Below are 19,986 nucleotides of genomic sequence, written 5' to 3' on the forward strand. Positions count from 1 at the left end.
ACGTCTGGAACACCCGAAAAATGGCCGTGTGTCCGGAAGTTGCCACTCGCGTCGCGGGATCGCCGCTTGCTTGGGCCTCGAGCTCATAAACCCGCCGGGGGATGACTGGCGATGAATAGGCCGATTCTACACCGCTGGCGGCGGGAGGGAATGACCGAAACCGTGAAGATAGCGGCTACGGGACGTGCGGGTGACGCCGCGCCCATGCGTTCAGGGCCAGGGCGACGGCGCTCAGCATCAGAAAGCACAGACCCAGCGCGGTACTCAGATGGTGGGTAAAGGTGCTGATGAATGCACTGATAAGACCACCGGCAATGAATAGCACTGCCGCCACCGCTGAGGCCGCCGTCCCTGCATTGTCCGGAAACAAGCTCATGGCCTTGGAATTGGAAATGGGGCGGGTGATGGTCGTGCCTGCTGTGCAGAGCAGCATGGGCACCAGCACGGTCGGGGTTGATAAGCCGAACTGATAGGCGAGGACCAGCATGACGATGCCCGAGATCGCGATCAGCACCAGCCCGGTGGCCATCTGGGTCGCGGCCGGTAGTCGCTTGTGCAACAAGCCCGCACTGACACCGCCCAGTACATAAGCGGCGCCGTAGAGGAGCAGGGTCAACGAGTATTCGTGGGGCGTCAGCTGCAACTGGTCCATGAAAATCAGCGGTGACACAACGATGAACGAGAAATGACAGGCGAAGGTAATCGCGGAGATCGTGGCATAGCTGGCGAAGTGCCGGCTGGCGAAGACCTTGGTGTAGGCCTTGAACATGCTTTGGCGGCTTGGTGCCGCTTGAGGCAAGCCGCCATGGAGTAGCCGGTGAGCCATGATCAGGGTGGCTGCACAGAGCGCTATAAACAGATAGAAGCTGGCTTGCCACCCCCCGTGCAGTTGCAGCCACGCGCCCAGCAGCGGGGAAACCGAAATGAAAATTCCCCCGGCCGTAGCCATGGCGATCCGCAACCGCTCTTGTTCTCTGCCGAAGAAAAGGTCCTGCACCAACGCTTGGGACAGTATGAAACCGCCGCAACCCATGGCCTGGATGACGCGAAAGAACAGGAATTGGGCGGTCGTGCTGGCGGTTAAACACCCGGCCGCACCCATGATTGCGACGAGCATGCTGGCCAGTAGCAGCTTCTTGCGGCCGATCCTGTCGGACAGCGGGCCGATCAACAGCATGGCGCAGGAAAAGCCAATGGCGAACAGGCTGACCGAGCGGGCGACCTGGGTGGTGGAGGTGGAGAAGTGTTCCGCCAGGGCGGGAAAGGAAGGCAGCACGACGTCAAGCGGGAAGACGCCCAGCAGGGTCATGGTCATCAGCCAGAAAACAATGAAAGGTTTTTCAGCCTGTGTGATTGCCGTCGACATGGGCGAGCCTCGATTCCGTGAGGGAGTCGAGGATCGAGTCTGAGTAGAGGAAAGTCAAAGCCTGGTTTTGAGCGAAACTTCCTGAAAGCCTGTAGGAACCCGGAGGCCCCTACAGGCCAGCGGCATCAGCTATTCGGCAACAACCGGCACGTAATGCTCTTGATATACCGCGTCTCGGCAATCGCCGGATGCACCGGATGATCCGGACCCTGGCCACCACGTTCGAGCATCTGGATATTACGGTCCAGGTGACGGGCGCTGGTCAGCAGGATGTTTTGCAGGTCATCTTCCGGCAAGTGCATGGAGCACGACGCGCTGACCAGGATGCCGTCCTTGCTGAGCAGGCGCATGGCTTGCTCGTTGAGGCGGCGGTAGGCGCCTTCGCCGTTTTTCATGTCTTTCTTGCGTTTGATGAAGGCCGGTGGATCGGCGACGATCACATCGAAGCGTTCTTCGCTGGCTTTCAGTTCTTTCAAGGCTTCAAACACGTCGCCTTCGATGCAGGTCATCTTCTCGGCAAAGCCGTTCAGCGCGGCGTTGCGCTCCACGCCGTCGAGGGCGAAGGCGGAGGCGTCGACACAGAACACTTCACTGGCGCCGAAGGCCGCAGCCTGCACGCCCCAGCCACCGATGTAGCTGTACAGGTCCAGCACGCGCTTGCCCTTGGCATACGGGGCCAGGCGGGCGCGGTTCATGCGGTGGTCGTAGAACCAGCCGGTTTTCTGGCCCTGGATTACCGGGGCTTCGAACTTCACGCCGTTTTCTTCCAGCGCTACCCACTCCGGCACCAGGCCGAACACGGTTTCGACGTAGCGGTTGAGGCCTTCGGCATCGCGCGCGGCGGAGTCGTTCTTGAACAGGATGCCGCTTGGCTTGAGCACTTGGGTCAAGGCAGCGATCACGTCTTCTTTATGGGCTTCCATGGTCGCCGAGGCGATCTGCACCACCAGGATGTCGCCGAAACGGTCGACCACCAGGCCCGGCAACAGGTCGGAGTCGCCGTAGACCAGGCGGTAGAACGGCTTGTCGAACAGGCGGTCACGCAGGGACAGGGCGACGTTCAGGCGGTGCACCAGCAGCGACTTGTCCAGCTGCAACTTGATGTCGCGCGACAGCAGGCGGGCGCAGATCAGGTTGTTCGGGCTCATGGCCACGATGCCCAGGGTCTTGCCGCCGGCCGCTTCGAGGATGGCCTGGTCACCCGCCTGGAAACCGTGGAGTGGGGTGGCGGCCACGTCGATTTCGTTGCTGTAGACCCACAGGTGGCCGTTGCGCAAACGACGATCGGCGTTGGCTTTGAGACGCAGGCTTGGCAGGGACATGACGTCGCTCCGGAAAAAAGAGCGGGAGTATACCTGTTGCGGCGCGGTTCATGTGGGCGTGGGCTTGCCCGCGATGCAGGCGGCGCGGTGTATCTGACGTACGGCGGTGATGCCATCGGGCAAGCCCCCTCCCATATTTAGTCCGGTTTCAATCGGGCATTTGGGTGTCGGTCAGGTTTGCTTAGAGGTTAGAATCGCCGCCTAGCCCAGAGTATGTACTTATGTCCCAAGAGCTTTCCGCCGAACAGATCCAACAGGCCCTGCAGGGCATCAGCGTGCCGCCCCAGCCGCAAATCATGGTGGATTTGCAGATGGAGCAATACATGCCCGATCCGGACCTGGAAGTGATCGCGCGGCTGATCTCCCAGGACCCGGGCCTGTCGGGCGCACTGCTGAAGATCGTCAACTCGTCTTATTACGGCCTGAGCAACAAGATCGCGTCGATCCAGCGCGCAGTGAACCTGTTGGGCAGTCGTTCGATCATCAACCTGATCAACGCGTTGTCGATCAAGGGCGAGATGAGCGACGACACCATCGTCACCCTCAACCGCTTCTGGGACACCGCCCAGGATGTGGCCATGACCTGCCTCACCCTGGCCAAGCGCACCGGCGCCCAGGCGGTGGACGAGGCCTATGCCCTGGGCCTGTTCCATGACTGTGGCGTGCCGCTGATGCTCAAGCGCTTCCCCAACTACATGGCGGTGCTGGAGCAGGCGTATGCCAATGCCGGCCCCGATTGCCGCGTGGTCGACACCGAGAACAACGCGTTCAACACCAACCATGCCGTGGTCGGCTACTACACCGCCAAATCCTGGCGCCTGCCGCAGCATGTGACCGACGCCATCGCCAACCACCACAACGCCTTGGCGATCTTCAGCGATGAGTCGTCGCGCACTCCGCAGCTCAAGAACCTGCTGGCGATCCTGAAAATGGCCGAGCATATCTGCTCGTCCTACCGTGTACTGGGCAGCCAGACGGTGGACCATGAATGGAATACCATCGGCCACCTGGTGCTGGACTACGTGGGGCTGTCGGACTACGACTTCGAGAGTATGAAATTGTCGATCCGCGAACTGGGCGCCCACTGATCCTTCCTTAAAGAGGCACCTATGCCCGAGTTACCAGAAGTCGAAACCACCCGGCGCGGGATTGCGCCCCACCTGGAAGGCCAGCGGGTCAGCCGCGTGGTGGTGCGCGAACGGCGCCTGCGCTGGCCGATCCCGGAAGACCTCGATGTGCGCCTGTCCGGGCAGCGCATCGTGCTGGTGGAGCGGCGGGCCAAGTACCTGTTGATCAATGCCGAAGTGGGCACCTTGATCAGCCACCTCGGCATGTCGGGCAACCTGCGTCTGGTAGAGGCCGGCATGCCGGCGGCCAAGCATGAACATGTGGATATCGAGCTCGAATCCGGCCTGGCCCTGCGCTACACCGATCCTCGGCGTTTTGGCGCGATGCTCTGGAGCCAGGACCCGCACAACCATGAACTGCTGATCCGACTGGGGCCGGAGCCGCTGACCGACCTGTTTGACGGCGAGCGTCTGTTCCAGCTGTCCCGTGGGCGGTCGATGGCGGTGAAGCCGTTCATCATGGACAACGCGGTGGTGGTGGGTGTGGGCAATATCTACGCGACGGAAGCGCTGTTTGCGGCGGGGATCGATCCGCGTCGTGAGGCGGGTGGTATTTCGCGAGCGCGTTATTTGAAGCTGGCGATCGAGATCAAGCGCGTGCTGGCGGCGGCCATCGAGCGTGGCGGCACCACGTTGCGCGACTTTATCGGCGGCGACGGGCAGCCGGGGTATTTCCAGCAGGAACTGTTCGTCTATGGCCGGGGCGGCGAGGCGTGCAAGGTCTGCGGCAGCGAATTGCGCAATGTGGTGCTGGGACAGCGCGCGAGTGTGTTTTGCCCTAAGTGCCAGAGCTGATTGATGGGTGATTGCTGATATTGCCATCGGGGGCAAGCCCCCTCCCACAGTGAAAGTGTTCGCAATCCAAATGTGGGAGGGGGCTTGCCCCCGATGAGGTCATGACAGGCGCTAAAGGTGGGTCAGGCCTTACCGGTAATCTTGCGGTACTTCTCCATCAGTTGCTCTTGCGTCTCTGGATGGGCTTCATCCAGCGGGATGCAATCCACCGGGCACACTTGCTGGCACTGAGGCTCGTCGTAGTGGCCGACGCACTGGGTGCACAGGTTGGGGTCGATCACGTAGATCTCTTCGCCCTGGGAAATTGCGGCGTTCGGGCACTCGGGTTCGCAGACGTCGCAGTTGATGCAATCGTCGGTGATGATCAGGGACATGGAAACTCCTGCCAGGGCCGTCCGCCAAGGCATCTGAAAACTAATGCGCGCAATTGTGCCGCATTGGCGCCCGCAGTGCGAGCAGGCGCCGATTGGGGGCTTATTTCTTGAAGCGCAGGGTCAGTGCATCCGCCACGGCCGGGTGCACGAACTTGGTGATATCTCCGCCCAAAGCGGCAATTTCACGGACCAACGTCGAGGAAATGAACGAATAGCGTTCCGACGGTGTGAGGAACAGGCTTTCCACGTCCGGCGCCAGTTGGCGGTTCATGTTGGCCAACTGGAACTCGTACTCGAAGTCCGACACTGCACGCAGGCCGCGCAGGAACACATTGGCGTTCTGCTCTTTGGCGAAATGCGCCAACAGTGTGGAAAAGCCCACGACTTCCACATTGGGCAGGTGTTTGGTGACCTCACGCGCCAACTCCACACGCTGTTCCAGGGGAAACAGCGGGTTTTTCTTGGGGCTGGCCGCGACCGCGATGATCACATGGTCGAACAAGCGTGAGGCACGTTCGACCAGATCGCCATGGCCTTTGGTAATCGGGTCGAAGGTACCTGGGTACAACACTCGGTTCATCGCGTCGTCCTGGCGGAGTCCGTTGGGGAACCGGATGGTATCGCAGCCGTCCCGGTCGGGAAAGTCAACTTATGCAGAAGAAAGCACTATAGACACGGCGAATACCGTGTTTTTTCACGCTGTTTTCAGACGTTCGGCCAAGGCTGTCGCCAGTTGGGCGGTCAAACCGTACACCGATAATTGTGGGTTGGCCCCAATGCTGGTGGGGAATAGAGAGCCATCGTGGATCGACAGGTTGCGCAACTGATGATGGCGACCCAGGCTGTCGGCCACTGCATTTTTCGGGTCTTCGCCCATGGCGCAACCGCCCATCACATGGGCGCTGCCCAGGCAGGTGCGATGCAGTTCCAGATTGAGGCCTTCAATCAGCGTGCGCGCTTCGCCCAGGGTTTTTACGTAGCGGGCATCGTGATGCAGCGGCTTGACCGACTTGGCGCCCGCCGCGAACTGGATCTCGGCCATGCTGTGGAAGGCACGACGCAAGCCATTCCAGGCGTAGTCCGACACCTGGTAGTCGAGCACCGGCGTGCCATCGCCACGTAGCTCCACGCTGCCGCCCGGGCTGTCGGGGTGGAAGCCGTCGCGCAGCAGCGCCAGCATCGCGTGGGTGTTGGGCAATTGGCTCATGTCCAGGGCGTTCTGGGTGCCGTAACCGCCGAGCAGGGTGCTGGCCAGCGCTGGGTGCAAGGGCGGCGCCTCCAGCTTGTACGACATTTTCCCCGTGGTGCCGTCCTGCCACTGGAAATGGTCGGAATAGATCGACTGCGGCGCGCCGTAGAACGGGTTGATCACCTCGTCGAACAGCCCGGCGGAGAAGTTCACCAAGTGCAGGAATGTGCGTTTGCCCAGCCGCGAGTGCGGGTCGGGCGCGTCCGAGCGCATCAGCAGCGCGGGGCTGTTGATGCCGCCGCCCGAGAGCACGTAATGTTTGGCCTTCACCGTGATCTTGCGTCCGGTAGGCGCCACGCAACGCTCGTCCATCGCCATACATTCCAGGCTACTGATGGTGTCGCCGCTGTATTTGAGGCGCTCGGCGCGGGCCAGGTACAACAGCTCGCCGCCTTTTTCCAGGGTGGACGGGATGGTGGTCACCAGCATCGATTGCTTGGCGTTGACCGGGCAGCCCATCCCGCAATAGCCCAGGTTGAAGCAGCCGCGCACATTGCGCGGGATCACATGCCAGCTGTAACCGAGCTTTTCGCAGCCTTTGCGGATCACATCGTTGTTGGGGTTGGGTGGCAGGGCCCAGGGCGCGATGCCCAGGCGTTGTTCCATCTTTTCGAACCAGGGCGCCATTTCGGCGCTGCTGTGGCCCTTCACGGCGTACTCGCTGGCCCAGTGGGCGAGGGTGGCGTCCGGGGTGCGGAAGCTGGACGTCCAGTTGATCAGCGTAGTGCCGCCCACGGCCCGGCCCTGCAGGATGGTGATGGCGCCGTCCTTGCTCATGCGACCGATGCCCTCCTGGTACAGGCTGGTGTAGGCCTCGTCCTCCAATAGCTTGAAGTCGCTGCTGGTCTTGAGCGGGCCTTCTTCGATCAGCAGCACCTTGTAGCCGGCGGCACTGAGGACTTCGGCAGTGGTGCCGCCGCCGGCACCGCTGCCGATGATCACCACATCGGCTTCCAGGGTCAGGTCGTTATCGAGGGTGGCGCCATTGTGGGTTTTCCAGCCACGGGCCATGCCGTCGCGGAACAGGTCGGGTACGGGCATCAGGGTCGTCTCTTGTTTTTATGGGAGGGCGGCGAATCAAATCTTCGGCGGACCGGGGTAACCGCAATGCGCCCAGGACGCCGGCTGGAAATACCAGGCCATGATCACCAGCTTGAGCAGCGAGCCCTGGCCCATGCGCAGCAGGTTCAGGTAGCTGTTTTCCCAACGGTGCAGGAAGTTGCGGATCTGCTCGCCGCTGGCGTTTTCCCAACTGCCCCAGATTCCGGTCAACGGTCCACGGGTGACGCCCATGCCCAATACGTCGAACAGTTGCTGGGTAAGCTTGAACATCTCCGGCGACAGGTGTTGCAGGCTGAAGTCGAGCTTCTTGAGGGTGTCTTCAATCCCGCTGGCAACTTCCTGGGCGCTGGCCACGCCTTCGAGCAGCACCGGGATGACCGCGCGCAGGAACGGCAAGTCACTGCTGCGCAGCATGGCAAAACCGCTGGCCGGCGTGCTGCTGGAGCAACCGCTGAGGCTGGCGCCCAACCCGGCGGTAGCCAGGAAGGCGCTGGCGCACAGGCCAATCTTCAAGACGCCGCGCCGCGACAGCACGGGTGAATCAGTCAGGCTAGGGTTCATTGTTATTGGTATCCCGTGGGTGGCGGTTTCAGCGAACGAACAGCTTCTGGATCAACGTCTGGATGGCTTTGCCGTAGGGCGGGTAGATCAGCTTCGCCGCGTTAAGGCGCTGTTTCACCAGCACCCCCTTGGCTTTGCTGAACGTCAGGAAGCCTTCATGCCCGTGATAGTGGCCCATACCCGACGGGCCGATGCCGCCAAAGGGCATGTCGTCCTGAGCCACATGCAGCAGCGTGTCGTTCAGGCACACGCCGCCGGAATGGGTTTCGTGGAGCACGCGGTCCTGCTCGCGCTTGTTGTAACCGAAGTAGTACAGGGCCAGTGGGCGAGGGCGTTGGTTGATGTAGGCAAAGGCCTGGTCGATACCGCGATACGGCACGATCGGCAGCACCGGGCCGAAGATCTCGTCCTGCATCACGGTCATGTCATCGCTGACATTCAGCAACAGGCTGTGGGCCATGCGCCGCGCCTGGCCCTGGTCATACAGCGGGATCAGGGTGGCGCCCTTGTCGGTGGCGTCCTTGACGTAGGCATTCAGCCGGGCCAGTTGTCGTTCGTTGATGATGGCGGTGTAGTCCGGATTGTCGGCCAGGGTCGGATAAAATCCGCGAACGGCCTGGGTGTAGGCCTCGACGAAGCCGTCGACGCGGTCTTCCGGCACCAATACATAGTCGGGCGCGACACAGGTTTGGCCGGCGTTCAACGCCTTGCCGAAGGCGATGCGTTCGGCGGCGTCCTTGAGTGGTACATCCGCAGACACGATGGCCGGCGACTTGCCGCCCAACTCCAGGGTGACCGGTGTGAGGTGTTCGGCCGCCGCACGCATCACATGCTTGCCGATGCTGGTGGCGCCGGTGAACAGCAGATGGTCGAAGGGCAGCTTGGAAAACGCCATGCCCACCTCGGCTTCGCCCAGCACTACGCACACCAGGTCTTCGGGGAAGATTTTCGCCAGCAGCACCTTGAGCAAATCGCCAGTGGCGGGGGTGGACTCACTGAGCTTGAGCATCACCCGGTTGCCCGCCGCCAACGCGCCGACCAGCGGACCAATGGCCAGGTACAGCGGGTAATTCCAGGGCACGATCACGCCAACTACGCCCAACGGTTGATAGATGACTTTGGCCGAGGCCGGTTGGAAGGCAATGCCTACAGCTCGCCGGGATGGTTTCATCCAACCCTTGAGGTGTTTGCTGGCATAGTGAATGCCATGCAGGCTGGGCATCAGTTCGGCAAACAGGGTTTCGTCGGCACTGCGGTGGCTGAAGTCCTGGCTGATCGCGTTGATCAGTGCCTGGCGCTCGTCGCTGAGCAGGTCGCGCAGGGCCTTGAGCCATTGCTGGCGCTGCGCGGCCGATGGCATCGGGTTGGCGGCGTAGGCACGACGCTGGGTGTCGAACAGGCGCTGGAGTGAGTCCAGTGCCTGGGAATCTTGCAGGTAGGCAACGTTGGCAGACATGGCGGCGTTCCCGATTGTTATAGGTCTGCCTGGATTTTTAGAGTCATTACTCTAAATTGTCAAATAACATTGCAGCAACATCCGGTTTTATCCGTGCAAGGATAGGCCGTAAGATGCCTTATCACGTGTACAGAAGCTGATCCCCTATGGCACCACGAGTAAAGACCAGCGAGCGCATTGTGCAAACCAGCCTGGAGCTTTTTAACCAGCAGGGCGAGCGCAGTGTGAGCACCAACCACATTGCCGCCCACATGGAAATTTCGCCGGGCAACCTGTACTACCACTTCCCCAACAAGCAGGCGATCATCGCCGTGCTGTTTCGTGAATACGAAGCCCTGGTGGACAGTTTCCTGCGCCCACCCCAAGGCCGCGCCGTCACCGTCGAAGACAAGCGCTTCTACCTGCAGGCCGTGCTGGCCGGTATGTGGCGCTACCGTTTCCTGCACCGCGACCTCGAACACCTGCTGGAAAGCGACCCGGAACTGGCCACCGGCTACCGGCGCTTTTCCCAGCGCTGCCTGACCCAGGGCGGCGCCATTTACCAAGGGTTTGTCGACGCTGGCATCCTCAATATGGACCCGGTGCAAACCGAAGCCCTGACCCTCAATGCCTGGATCATCCTCACCTCCTGGGTGCGCTTTCTGTGCACCACCAATGAAAACTGCGCCCACCTGAGCGCCGAGGCGATCAAGCGCGGGGTGTATCAGGTGCTGGTGCTGGAGGCGGGGTTTGTCACGCCCCAGGCGAAGGAGGCCGTGGATGCGTTGTTCAAAGAATTTTACGTGCCGTTGAATCAGGCATTGGAAGAAGTGAAGTAGGACCTTTCCCGAATCTGTTCATAGGAGTCCGTCATGCCGCTTGCCCAACTGATCAGCCCCCAGCAATTGGCCGAGCGCCAGAAGGCCGGCGGGTTGGTGATCCTCGATTGCCGTTTTGCCCTGGAAGACCCTGACTACGGGCTCTGCAGCTATGCCGAAGGGCATATCGAGGGCGCGCAGTACGCTGACCTGGAACGCCACCTCAGTGGGCCGGTGATCAAGGGCGTGACCGGTCGCCATCCGTTGCCGGCCGCAGATACCTTCGCCGAGCAATTGCGTGCCTGGGGGATCAACGCCGACACCGATATCGTGCTGTATGACGACGGCCCCGGTGCCTATGCCGCACGGGCCTGGTGGTTGTTGGCGTGGCTGGGCAAGCGCGATGGCGTGTTTATTCTGGATGGTGGCCTCAAGGCCTGGCATGCGGCGGGTTTCCCGCTGAGCCTGGACGCGCCGGTGGTTGAGCCGGGCGCCTTCGTTGGTACGCCAGATAATCGCCTGGTGCTGGATGCCGAACACCTGCAAAAACGCCTGGGCCAACCCGGCCTGACCTTGCTCGACGCCCGTGCACAGCCGCGCTTTCGCGGTGAAGTCGAGCCGATCGACCCGGTGGCCGGGCACATCCCTGGGGCGCAGTGCGCGGCGTTCAACGAAAACCTGGGGGCTGACGGCCGCTTCCTGCCGGCAGACCAACTCAAGCAACGCTTCGCCGCCCAACTGCAAGGTCGCTCGCCGGATGAACTGGTGGCGTACTGCGGCTCAGGGGTGACGGCGTGCCACAATCTGTTTGCCCTGAGCCTGGCCGGTTACCCGTTGGGCAAGTTGTATGCAGGGTCGTGGAGCGAGTGGATCACCGATCCGGCACGGGCCATCGCTACCGGCGACTGAGCAACCAGGCCGGAATACGGCGCTCCAGGTAATAACCGGGGCGCTTCAGTGTTCCATCGACAAAACCGACATGCCCTCCCTTGGCCAGCAATTCGAATTCGGTGCAGTCCGACAGCTCACTGGCCTCGGGCAGGCTGTGGGCAAACACAAACGGGTCATCGGCGGCCTGGATGATCAGGGTCGGCGTGCGGATATCGCTCAGGTAATAGCGACTGGAGGCGCGGCGGTAATAGTCCTCGGCGTTCAGGAAACCGTGCAGCGGCGCGGTGACCCGGCCGTCGAAGTCCCAGAACGTGCGCATCTTGTCCAATGAGCCCAGGGCCTCAAGCGTCTTCAACCCCTCCGCACGACCATCCTCTAGAAAGCGCCGTTGCTTGACGCGGATATAGGCCAGCATTTCCCGCATGAAATGCTTCTGATAAACCCGCGAGAATCCCAGGCCGATGCGATCCGCGCACTGGTCCAGGCGAAACGGCACCGATACCGCCGCCGCGCCTTGCAGCCCTGATGCTTCGCCGGTTTCGCCCAAATGCTTGAGCAGCACATTGCCGCCCAGTGAATAACCCACCGCATACAGCGGCGCCAGCGGTCGCTTGGCGCGCAGATGGGCAATCGCCGCGGCCAGGTCTTCGCTGGCGCCGGAGTGATAGCTGCGCGCCAACAGGTTTGGTTCGCCCGAGCAGCCACGCCAATTCAGCGCCGCGCTGGCCCAGCCTTGCGCAGCCAGGGCTTTTTGCAGACCGGCCACGTAGGGCGAATTGGAGGAACCGGTCAACCCATGCAGTACCAGCACCAACGGTGCTTGCGCGTCATGGGGGCCATGCCAATCGAGGTCGAGGAAGTCGCCGTCTTCCAGCCACAGGCGTTCGCGTTGGCGTTCGATGTGGGTGGTAGGGCGCCACAGCGGCCCCCACAGTGTTTGCAGGTGGGGGTTGCCGAGGCCGAAGGCGGGGGTGAACAGGTCGGAAGAAGGGGTCATGACACGCTCTGCTGCGGATGCATTTAACTGTGGCGAGCGGGCTTGCCCCGCGTTGGGCTGCGAAGCGGCCCCAAAACCAGAATGATGTTCTAACTGAGCAATCGCGGTGTTCTTGGTGGGGCTGCTGTGCAGCCCAACGCGGGGCAAGCCCGCTCGCCACAACAAGCCCGCTCACTACAGAAAGCCCGCTCGCCACAAACAGAGGTCAGGCGGCGCTGCGTTGCCACAACGCGTAATACACCCGTCCGGACTTCTGTTCCCGGTGCAGGCGCCAGGTGGCCGGCAAGCCCAGGGTAGAAGGGGCGGTCTCGCTTTCAGTGTAGATCCACGAATCCGCTGCCAGCCATTGGCGATCTTCCAGCAATGCGCACACGGTTGGCAGCAAGTTCTGGTTGAACGGCGGGTCGAGGAACACCACGTCGAACTCGCTGGCCGGCTGGGTTTCCAGGTAGCGCAGGGCGTCGGCGGTTTGCACCTGGCCGGTGGTGCAGCGCAGGGTGCCCAGGTGTTCCTTGAGGCTGGACACCGCCACATTGCTGGCGTCCAGCGCCTGACCCAGGGCGGCGCCACGGGACAGCGCCTCCAGGAACAGCGCACCACTGCCAGCGAACGGGTCCAATACCTTGGCGCCTGCAATGTATGGAGCCAGCCAGTTGAACAGGGTTTCACGCACGCGGTCAGGCGTCGGGCGCAGGCCTACGACGTCGGGGAAGCTCAGCTTGCGGCTGCGCCATTCGCCGCCAATGATGCGCAGCTGGCCCACACCGTTATGCACGTTGTGGACAGGTTTTTTCGGGCGAGATGAACTGGCCATTAATGCTCCGGAACCCCGAGCGGCTGCTCGGCGGGTTTATCAGTGGGGGGCGGTAGTGGCTTTTGCGCAATCGTCGGGCCGGCGGTCACGATGACCATCTTGTCGGCGCTCAAGTGTTTATTCATTGCAGCCTTGACCTGCTCTACGGTCAGGGCCTGGGATTGTTTCATGAAATCTGCCAGATAGGTCAGCGGCAGGTTGTAGAAACCCATCGCGCCCAACTGCCCCGCGATATCGGCGTTGCTGGCGGTCGACAGCGGGAAACTGCCGGCCAGCTCGCGCTTGGCGTCATCCAGTTCTTTTTGCGTCGGGCCGGTCTTGAGGTAGTCGGCCACCACGTCCTCGACCAGGCGCAGGGTGCCGCCGCTCATTTCGGCGCGGGTCTGCAGATTGATCATGAACGGGCCACGCACCTGCATCGGCGAGAAACCGGAGTACACGCCGTAGGTCAAACCACGTTTTTCACGCACTTCGCTCATCAAGCGAGTGCCGAAACCGCCACCGCCGAGGATCTGGTTACCCAGGGACAAGGCTGCGTAGTCCGGGTCGGCACGGTCGATGCCCAGTTGCGCGAACAGCAAGTGAGTCTGTTTGGACGGGAACTCGATACGAGTCAGGCCCGGTGTGGGTTCGGTCGGCTGAGCAATTTTTGGCAGCGCCGGGCCCTTGGGCAGCGATGCAGAAACCTTGGCCGTCATGGCTTCGGCTTCGGCGCGGGTCAGATCGCCCACTACCGCAATCACCGCGTTGCCTGCTGCGTAAGCCTTGGCGTGGAACGCCTGCAACTGCGCGATGGTGATCTTTGGCACGCTCTCGGGCGTGCCTTCGCTCGGGTGCGCGTAAGGGTGGTCGCCGTACAGGCGCTTGAACAGTTCAAGGCTGGCCAGCTTGCCGGGGTTCTGCTTCTGGTACTCGAAGCCGGCGAGGATCTGGTTCTTGATCCGGGCCAGGGAGTCGGCCGGGAAGGTCGGTTTGCCGATCACCTGGTCAAACAGGCTCAGGGCGGCGTCGCGTTTGCTACTGTCGCTGAGGCTGCGCAGGGACACCAGCGCCATGTCGCGGTATGCACCATTGCCAAAGTCCGCGCCCAGACCTTCGAAATCACGGGCGATCTGGCTCACATCCTTGCCCGGTACGCCTTCGTTGAGCATGGCGTTGGTCATCAGCGCCAGGCCGGGTACGTTGCCGTCCTGGCTGCTGCCGGCGGCGAACAGGATGCGCATGTCAAACATCGGCAGTTCATGGGCTTCGACGAACAGCACCTTGGTGCCTTCGGCGGTGGTCCAGGTCTGTACGTCGAGCTTGCGGTTGGTCGGCGCCTTGTCGTCCAGTTCCGCCAGGGATTGCAGCTTGCTGCTCGATTGGGCTTTTTCCAGTGCCTGGCTGGCGACGGACTCGCTCGGACGCAGGAAATACACGGCGCTCGCCGCAATCAGGGTGACGACGATCAGGCCGGGGAAGATCAGGCGGCTGCTTTTGCGATCACTCATGAGCGGTCTCCTCAGGCAAAACATGGGCGACGCTCAGACGTTCGCGGGTGAAGTAGGTGCGCGCGGCTTTCTGGATATCTTCCGGGGTCACGCTTTGCAGGTCGGCGAGCTCCGTGTCCATCAGTTTCCAGGACAGGCCGACAGTCTCCAGGGAGCCGATGGCCGTGGCCTGGCTGGTGATGGAGTCACGCTGGTAGACCAGGCCGGCAATGACCTGGGCGCGGATGCGTTCCAGTTCTTCGGCGGTCGGCGGCTTGGCCTTCAACTCTTCCAGCAGGCGCCACAGGCCGGCTTCTGCCTGGGCGACGGTTTTCTTCTTCTGCTGATTCGGCGTGGCGCTCAGCATGAACAGGGTATCGCCACGGGTGTAGGCGTCGTAGTTGGTGGACGCAGCGGAAACCAGCTCTTCGCCACGCTCCAACTGTTCGGAGATGCGGGCGCTGTAGCCGCCGTCCAGCAAGGCCGAGATCAGGCGCAGGGCCTGCACCGAACGCTTGTCTTCGGCGGTGGCCAGGCCCGGTACGTTAAAGCCCAGCATCACGCTCGGCAATTGGGTTTTCACATGCATCGTCAGCAGGCGCTCGCCGGGCTCGGCCAGTTCCATCGGGATCTTGGCCGATGGCACGTCACGCTTGGGGATCGGGCCGAAGTAGCGCTGGGCCAGGTTCTTCACTTCGTCCGGGGTGACGTCGCCGACCACCACCAATGTGGCATTGTTCGGCACGTACCAGGATTGGTACCAGTGGCGCAGCTCTTCGACTTTCATGCGGTCCAGGTCGGCCATCCAGCCGATGGTCGGCGTGTGGTAGCCGCTGGCCGGGAATGCCATGGCCTTGAAGCGCTCGTAGGCCTTGGACATCGGGTTGTCGTCGGTGCGCAGGCGGCGCTCTTCCTTGATCACCTCGATCTCGCGGCTGAACTCGTCGGCCGGCAGGCGCAGGCTGGCCATGCGGTCGGCTTCCAGCTCGAAGGCGACGCCCAGGCGGTCGCGGGCCAGCACCTGGTAATAAGCGGTGTAGTCATCGCTGGTGAAGGCGTTCTCTTCGGCGCCCAGGTCGCGCAGGATCAGCGAGGCTTCGCCGGGGCCGACCTTGGCGCTGCCCTTGAACATCATGTGTTCCAGGGCGTGGGACAAACCGGTCTGGCCCGGGGTTTCGTAGCTCGAACCGACCTTGTACCAGACCTGGGAAACCACCACCGGGGCGCGATGATCTTCGCGCACGACCACCTTGAGGCCGTTGTCCAGGGTGAATTCATGGGTGGGTTGTGGGTCGGCAGCCAAGGCTGAAAGAGGCAGACAAACTGTGCTGAACAGCAGGCCTGCGGCGCGGCGGGCTAGAGCATTCATTCGTTTTTAAACCTGTTGGGCTGCCCGCTTGGTCTTAGCGTCGGCGGGCGAGGAGGTGCTAGGATACTGATCCGACTGAGGGACGGCCACTGCGGCCGTCTTGTTGAGGCCCTATTTTGGCCTTCAAAATGTTGCGCATGAACGAGCTGGCTAAAAAACAGTCTGTTACGCATCGAATTTTATTTACCGGCGCGCCCCTTGGCGCGTCGCTACCTTGAGATAGCCGTCTCCATGTTTGGTTCCAACGACGACAAGAAGACCCCAGCCGCGGCTGGCGAGAAGAAAGGCCTGTTCGGATGGCTGCGCAAAAAACCGCAGGAAACCGTCGACGAACACCCGCCGGTTCAACCTGAACCTATCCCTGAGCCAGCAGTAGAAGCCGAACCGGTTGCCGAAACCCCGGCGCCGGTGGTATTGCCGATGGCCGAGCCGGTGTTGCAGCCGGTCGTCGAGGCTGTCCCGGAACCCGAGCCGGAACCCGAGCACAAACCGTGGCCGGAACTGCCGGTGGCTGAAGAGCCCGTGGCGCTGGTCGAAGATGTGCAGGCTGAGCACATCGCCCCGCCGATTCCGACTGTGGCCGAGGTGACAGTGCCTGCTGTTGTCGAGCCGGAGCCCGTCGTCGCACCTGTCGAAACCAGCAAGACCGGCTTCTTCGCCCGTCTCAAGCAAGGCCTGAGCAAGACCAGCGCCAGCATTGGCGAAGGCATGGCCAGCCTGTTCCTGGGCAAGAAGGTCATCGATGACGAACTGCTGGAAGACATCGAAACCCGCCTGCTCACCGCCGACGTGGGCGTCGAAGCCACTGCCGTGATCATCCAGAGCCTCACCCAGAAGGTCGCGCGCAAACAGCTGACCGACGCCGACGCGTTGTACAAATCCCTGCAGGCCGAGCTGGCCGCGATGCTCAAGCCGGTGGAAGCGCCGCTGGTGATCACCCCGAAAAAACCTTTCGTGATCCTGGTGGTGGGCGTCAACGGCGCCGGCAAGACCACCACTATCGGCAAGCTGGCCAAGAAGCTGCAGTCCGAAGGCAAGAAAGTCATGCTGGCAGCCGGCGATACCTTCCGTGCCGCCGCGGTTGAACAACTGCAGGTGTGGGGCGAGCGTAACAAGATCCCGGTCATCGCCCAGCACACCGGCGCCGATTCCGCCTCGGTGATCTTCGATGCCGTGCAAGCCGCAAAGGCCCGTAACATCGACGTGCTGATCGCCGATACCGCCGGTCGCCTGCACACCAAAGACAATTTGATGGAAGAGCTGAAAAAGGTTCGCCGTGTGATCGGCAAGCTCGACGCAGACGCGCCGCACGAGGTTCTGCTGGTACTGGACGCTGGCACCGGCCAGAACGCCATCAGCCAGGCCAAGCAATTCAACCAGACGGTACAACTGACCGGCCTGGCATTGACTAAGCTCGACGGCACGGCCAAGGGCGGCGTGATCTTCGCCCTGGCCAAGCAGTTCGGGTTGCCGATTCGTTATATCGGCGTCGGTGAAGGCATCGACGACCTGCGCACCTTTGAAGCCGAACCCTTTGTACAGGCACTGTTTGCCGAGCGGGAGCGTTCATGATTCGATTCGAACAGGTCGGTAAACGCTATGCGAACGGGCATGTCGGCTTGCATGAGCTGAGCTTTCGAGTGCGTCGCGGCGAGTTTCTATTTGTAACCGGTCACTCCGGCGCAGGCAAAAGTACGTTGTTGCGCCTGCTGCTGGCCATGGAGCGTCCGACCACCGGTAAGTTGCTGTTGGCGGGCCAGGACCTGGCCACCATCAGTAACGCGCAGATTCCGTTCCTGCGCCGCCAGATCGGCGTGGTGTTCCAGAATCACCAGTTGCTGTTCGATCGCACCGTGTTCAACAACGTGGCGCTGCCGTTGCAGATCCTCGGGCTGTCCAAGGCCGAGATCGTCAAGCGCGTGGACTCGGCCCTGGAGCGCGTGGCGCTGTCGGACAAGACCGATCTCTACCCTGGCGACCTGTCCACCGGCCAGCAACAGCGCGTCGGTATCGCTCGCGCTATCGTCCACCGCCCGGCCCTGCTGCTGGCGGACGAACCCACCGGTAACCTCGACCCGCGCCTGGCGGCCGAGATCATGGGCGTATTCGAAGACATCAACCGCCTGGGCACCAGCGTGCTGATCGCCAGTCACGACCTGGCACTGATCGCGCGCATGCGCCATCGCATGCTCACTCTGCAACGCGGCCGCCTGATCGGTGACGGGGAGGCCGGCGTATGAGTGCAACACGCAGCCCTAAAGTCTCCGAGCGCGTGGCGCCGAAACCGGCCGACCCGCAACCGCCGAAGAAAAAACACGACCACGATGACGACGGCCCGGACTTCAGCACCTTGCTGCGCGCCTGGATCGAAAGCCATCGCGCCAGCCTGGTCGACAGCCTGCGCCGCCTGGGCAAGCAGCCGATCGGCAGCTTTTTCACCTGCCTGGTGATGGCAGTGGCCCTTAGCCTGCCGATGGGCCTGTCGCTCCTGCTTAATAATGTGGAGCGCCTGGGCGGTTCCTGGCAGCGCGCAGCGCAGATTTCGCTGTACCTGAATATCGACGCCAGTGCCAAAGATGGCGAAGCATTACGCGACGACATCAAGAACATCCCCGGCGTGGCGGATGCCGAGTACATCAGTCGCGATCAGGCGCTGGAAGAGTTCCAGCAACAATCCGGCCTGGGCGAGGCGCTCAAGGAGCTGCCACAGAACCCGCTGCCGGGCGTGGTCCTGGTGACGCCGAACGAAGTCGACAAGCCGGCGCTGGAAGCCCTGCGACAAAAACTCGCAGAGATGCCCAAGGTGCAACAAGCGCAACTTGATCTAGTCTGGGTAGAGCGCCTGGCCGCGATCCTCAAGCTGGGCGACCGCTTTGTGTTCGGTCTGACAGTGCTGTTGGTGTCTGCATTACTTTTGGTGATAGGTAATACCATTCGTCTTCATATTGAAAACCGTCGCACCGAGATAGAAGTGATTAAACTGGTCGGCGGCACGGACAGCTATGTGCGTCGGCCTTTTCTGTACATGGGCGCGCTTTATGGCTTTGGTGCCGGGATTTTGTCCTGGGGCGTGCTGGCTTTTGGCCTGGACTGGCTGAACGACGCGGTTGTCGGGCTTGCCGGACTCTACGGCAGTGATTTCGCCCTGGCTGGCGTGCCGGTAGCCGATGGTCTGAGTCTCTTGCTTGGCGCGGTATTGTTGGGGTATATCGGTGCTTGGATTGCGGTCGCTCGTCATTTACGTGAGCTGGCACCTAAGTAGTTAATGTCAGATTAATGTGGTTTCGTTTGTATTGACCGTATTGGTGGTTTAGGGAACTTGTCCTACGGTTCCCGGTCAATTTTCGCAGTGCTTCACTGCACGAGTTATGTGAGTCGGAGGTTTTTTCGTATGACCACTTCTTTGCAACCTGCTTATGCCTTGGTCCCGGGTGCGAACCTGGAAGCCTATGTGCACACGGTCAACAGCATTCCATTGCTGACGCCCGAGCAGGAGCGTGAACTGGCCGAGAGTCTCTACTATGAGCAGGATTTGGGGGCGGCTCGGCAGATGGTGCTCGCCCACCTGCGTTTTGTCGTACATATCGCCCGTAGCTATAGCGGCTACGGCCTGGCTCAGGCTGACCTGATCCAGGAAGGCAACGTCGGCCTGATGAAGGCTGTAAAGCGCTTCAACCCCGAGATGGGTGTGCGCCTGGTATCGTTTGCCGTGCACTGGATCAAGGCGGAAATCCACGAGTTCATCCTGCGCAACTGGCGCATCGTGAAAGTCGCGACCACCAAGGCCCAGCGCAAACTGTTCTTCAACCTGCGCAGCCAGAAAAAACGCCTGGCGTGGCTGAACAACGAGGAAGTCCACCGCGTGGCCGAAAGCCTTGGTGTGGAACCGCGTGAAGTGCGCGAGATGGAAAGCCGCCTGACCGGCCACGACATGGCCTTCGACCCCGCTGCTGAAGCGGACGACGACAGTGCCTTCCAATCGCCGGCCAACTACCTGGAAGACCACCGTTACGACCCGGCGCGTCAGCTGGAGGATGCGGATTGGAGCGACAACTCCAACCACAACCTGCACGAAGCGCTGGAAGTGCTGGACGACCGCAGCCGTGACATCCTCTACCAGCGCTGGCTGGCAGAAGAAAAAGCCACGCTGCACGACCTGGCGCAGAAGTACAACGTTTCGGCCGAGCGGATTCGTCAGCTTGAGAAAAGCGCGATGAACAAGCTGAAACTGTCCATCGCAGCCTAAAAATATGGGAGGGGCGGTGCGACGATTCGACTTGCCCCCCGATAGCAGAGTGTCAGTCAACATCAAGGTGACTGGTCCATCGCTATCGGGG

The 19,986-nt window shown here is 61.8% G+C and carries 19 protein-coding genes; 8 read left to right on the forward strand and 11 right to left on the reverse strand.

Features of this window, described 5'->3' with window-relative positions:
- Positions 1–175 precede the first annotated feature (175 nt).
- Complete coding sequence (locus BM017_RS06080; RefSeq protein ID WP_092241930.1) at positions 176–1,366, reverse strand: MFS transporter; 1,191 nt, start codon at positions 1,364–1,366, stop codon at positions 176–178.
- Positions 1,367–1,491: 125 nt separating this feature from the next.
- Positions 1,492–2,688, reverse strand: a complete 1,197-nt coding sequence (locus tag BM017_RS06085) for a class I SAM-dependent rRNA methyltransferase (protein WP_092241933.1) — start codon at positions 2,686–2,688, stop codon at positions 1,492–1,494.
- A 275-nt stretch (positions 2,689–2,963) separates the two neighbouring features.
- Here BM017_RS06085 and BM017_RS06090 point away from each other — a divergent pair, with 275 nt between their 5' ends.
- Together BM017_RS06090 and mutM are read left to right on the forward strand one after the other, a co-directional pair.
- A complete protein-coding gene (locus BM017_RS06090; protein ID WP_170856052.1) occupies positions 2,964–3,776 on the forward strand; it encodes an HDOD domain-containing protein in 813 nt (270 codons plus the stop codon).
- A gap of 21 nt (positions 3,777–3,797) precedes the next feature.
- Positions 3,798–4,610 (forward strand): bifunctional DNA-formamidopyrimidine glycosylase/DNA-(apurinic or apyrimidinic site) lyase, encoded by an 813-nt coding sequence (gene mutM / locus BM017_RS06095; RefSeq protein ID WP_071490390.1) that lies wholly within the window; start codon positions 3,798–3,800, stop codon positions 4,608–4,610.
- A 122-nt stretch (positions 4,611–4,732) separates the two neighbouring features.
- On the opposite strand, the gene BM017_RS06100 is transcribed toward mutM, so the two are convergent.
- From BM017_RS06100 to BM017_RS06120, 5 genes are all read right to left on the reverse strand, one after another.
- Positions 4,733–4,984 (reverse strand): YfhL family 4Fe-4S dicluster ferredoxin, encoded by a 252-nt coding sequence (locus BM017_RS06100; protein WP_003176712.1) that lies wholly within the window; start codon positions 4,982–4,984, stop codon positions 4,733–4,735.
- A gap of 100 nt (positions 4,985–5,084) precedes the next feature.
- Positions 5,085–5,564, reverse strand: a complete 480-nt coding sequence (gene coaD / locus BM017_RS06105) for a pantetheine-phosphate adenylyltransferase (RefSeq protein ID WP_003176711.1) — start codon at positions 5,562–5,564, stop codon at positions 5,085–5,087.
- A 114-nt stretch (positions 5,565–5,678) separates the two neighbouring features.
- Positions 5,679–7,274, reverse strand: a complete 1,596-nt coding sequence (locus BM017_RS06110) for a GMC family oxidoreductase (protein ID WP_092241939.1) — start codon at positions 7,272–7,274, stop codon at positions 5,679–5,681.
- 36 nt (positions 7,275–7,310) lie between these two features.
- Positions 7,311–7,856 carry a twin-arginine translocation pathway signal protein gene (locus BM017_RS06115; protein ID WP_092241941.1) on the reverse strand — a complete coding sequence of 182 codons (546 nt, stop codon included), beginning with the start codon at positions 7,854–7,856 and terminating at the stop codon, positions 7,311–7,313.
- A gap of 28 nt (positions 7,857–7,884) precedes the next feature.
- Entirely contained in the window at positions 7,885–9,312 is a 1,428-nt protein-coding gene (locus BM017_RS06120; RefSeq protein ID WP_092241944.1) for a coniferyl aldehyde dehydrogenase, read from the reverse strand.
- Positions 9,313–9,458: 146 nt separating this feature from the next.
- Here BM017_RS06120 and BM017_RS06125 point away from each other — a divergent pair, with 146 nt between their 5' ends.
- A complete protein-coding gene (locus BM017_RS06125; protein ID WP_092241947.1) occupies positions 9,459–10,130 on the forward strand; it encodes a TetR/AcrR family transcriptional regulator in 672 nt (223 codons plus the stop codon).
- 33 nt (positions 10,131–10,163) lie between these two features.
- Complete coding sequence (locus tag BM017_RS06130; RefSeq protein ID WP_071490385.1) at positions 10,164–11,018, forward strand: sulfurtransferase; 855 nt, start codon at positions 10,164–10,166, stop codon at positions 11,016–11,018.
- On the opposite strand, the gene BM017_RS06135 is transcribed toward BM017_RS06130, so the two are convergent.
- From BM017_RS06135 to BM017_RS06150, 4 genes are all read right to left on the reverse strand, one after another.
- Positions 11,005–11,997, reverse strand: a complete 993-nt coding sequence (locus BM017_RS06135) for a hydrolase (RefSeq protein WP_092241950.1) — start codon at positions 11,995–11,997, stop codon at positions 11,005–11,007. The two genes, BM017_RS06130 and BM017_RS06135, sit on opposite strands and share 14 nt — an antisense overlap.
- Before the next feature lie 205 nt (positions 11,998–12,202).
- The gene (rsmD, locus tag BM017_RS06140; RefSeq protein WP_071490383.1) at positions 12,203–12,811 is read right to left on the reverse strand and encodes a 16S rRNA (guanine(966)-N(2))-methyltransferase RsmD; all 609 of its coding nucleotides are present in this window, start codon (positions 12,809–12,811) and stop codon (positions 12,203–12,205) included.
- Positions 12,811–14,301: a M16 family metallopeptidase gene (locus BM017_RS06145; RefSeq protein WP_092241953.1), complete on the reverse strand. Its 1,491-nt coding sequence runs from the start codon at positions 14,299–14,301 to the stop codon at positions 12,811–12,813. Before BM017_RS06145 ends, rsmD begins: the two co-directional genes overlap by 1 nt.
- A complete protein-coding gene (locus BM017_RS06150) occupies positions 14,294–15,649 on the reverse strand; it encodes a M16 family metallopeptidase (protein ID WP_092241957.1) in 1,356 nt (451 codons plus the stop codon). The genes BM017_RS06145 and BM017_RS06150 overlap by 8 nt, the downstream gene beginning before the upstream one ends.
- A gap of 231 nt (positions 15,650–15,880) precedes the next feature.
- Between BM017_RS06150 and ftsY the strand changes: the two genes are divergently transcribed.
- The 4 genes from ftsY (at position 15,881) to rpoH (ending at position 19,895) form a co-directional block, all read left to right on the forward strand.
- Complete coding sequence (gene ftsY, locus BM017_RS06155; protein ID WP_092241960.1) at positions 15,881–17,221, forward strand: signal recognition particle-docking protein FtsY; 1,341 nt, start codon at positions 15,881–15,883, stop codon at positions 17,219–17,221.
- The gene (ftsE, locus tag BM017_RS06160) at positions 17,218–17,889 is read left to right on the forward strand and encodes a cell division ATP-binding protein FtsE (protein WP_003234627.1); all 672 of its coding nucleotides are present in this window, start codon (positions 17,218–17,220) and stop codon (positions 17,887–17,889) included. Before ftsY ends, ftsE begins: the two co-directional genes overlap by 4 nt.
- On the forward strand, positions 17,886–18,911 hold the full coding sequence (ftsX, locus tag BM017_RS06165; RefSeq protein WP_016976026.1) for a permease-like cell division protein FtsX: 1,026 nt from the start codon (positions 17,886–17,888) through the stop codon (positions 18,909–18,911). Before ftsE ends, ftsX begins: the two co-directional genes overlap by 4 nt.
- A 129-nt stretch (positions 18,912–19,040) precedes the next feature.
- A complete protein-coding gene (gene rpoH / locus BM017_RS06170; protein WP_003176698.1) occupies positions 19,041–19,895 on the forward strand; it encodes an RNA polymerase sigma factor RpoH in 855 nt (284 codons plus the stop codon).
- Positions 19,896–19,986 lie beyond the last annotated feature (91 nt).

It is taken from the genome of Pseudomonas sp. NFPP04 (genome assembly GCF_900113815.1).
Lineage (GTDB): Bacteria > Pseudomonadota > Gammaproteobacteria > Pseudomonadales > Pseudomonadaceae > Aquipseudomonas > Aquipseudomonas extremorientalis.